Annotated in this window: 1 protein-coding gene; it reads right to left on the bottom strand. The window is 49.5% G+C overall.

The window, feature by feature from the left end; all coding sequences use genetic code 11:
- Positions 1-57: 57 nt before the first annotated feature.
- Positions 58-1101, bottom strand: coding sequence for a helicase-related protein (locus tag KDK14_RS08280; protein ID WP_257264622.1), 1044 nt, complete (start codon positions 1099-1101; stop codon positions 58-60).
- Between the last annotated feature and the right edge of the window lie 56 nt (positions 1102-1157).

Below are 1157 nucleotides of genomic sequence, written 5' to 3'. Positions count from 1 at the left end.
GAGCAACGCAGGAGCAGTTGCCGTGTAGGGCAGTCTATTCTCGGACAGCCTCCTGATTCACCAGCCCTTTTTCATCGCACTAACCCGCTCCACATTGGCAAGCACGGTCTGACAAGACTCCCAGTCAATATCCTCAACCTTGCTGTACTTCTCATCGAAAGGGTGCTGTGGTTTCACACCATCAATCAGCTTTGAAGCAGCATCAATTTCCCCAAGTGCAATATCCACCCAGGCGTCTTCCAGGACATCCGGAATCTGGCCAAACAGTTCATGAATATCTTCCAGGCGGTCTGACAGTAACTCATGTACCCTGTCTTCTACTGAATCCCGGTAGCGCATATTGAGCAGCCGAACGGTATCACGTAATTGCCCAATACGCTGAATACGGCCTTTACGCTGCTCCAGTCGGGTAGGGTTCCATGGCAAGTCAAGATTAATCAGAGTGCCGAGGCGTTGCAGGTTCAAACCTTCACTGGCCGCATCCGTCCCCAAAACCAGGCGGAGCTGACCATCCCGAACCATCTTTTTAATATCGTCACGGGCTGTCTTTTTGAAGTCGCCATTGGTTAGCAACCCTGAGCGGGAAGCTCCGGCATAAATAGCAATGGTTTCATTCGGTAAGTGTTCTTCAGACAGTTTATTCGCCAGCCACCATACAGAATCATAATACTGGGAAAAGATGATACACCCCGCTTCCAGCCACTCTTTCTGGAACAGAAACTTTTGCACCTCAAGGTATTTGGGGTCCTGATCCCGGCACGATTCAAGATCTTCTTTGCACAACTTCAGTAGTTTGATTTCAGCGGGTGTCAGGTCCTTCATGGATTCAGACAATTCAACACTGTCGTCTTCATCCTCAACCATCCCGGCCACTTCCTGTTCAGGTGTATCACCAGCCCACTCATTCAGAAGCTTTTCAACCGTCCGTTGGCCTGCATACATAGTGCTGCCGATACGCCGCAACAACAGCGTCTTAAAGAAACCTGCGCCTTTAGCCCGTTTGCCAAGCAACTCACAGAACTCTTCAGCCTTTTTGTATGCCCTGCCAAAGTAGGTAGGGAGGGGAATTGCGTCCCGATCACCTTCGCCAAACAGCTCCACCTTAAGGAATTGTCTAAAAATAACTTTCCCATTTCACTCTAATTCTGGAACTATGG

This window comes from Endozoicomonas sp. ONNA2 (assembly GCF_024606365.1).
GTDB lineage: Bacteria > Pseudomonadota > Gammaproteobacteria > Pseudomonadales > Endozoicomonadaceae > Endozoicomonas.
This window is presented reverse-complemented; position numbering and strand designations above follow the sequence as displayed.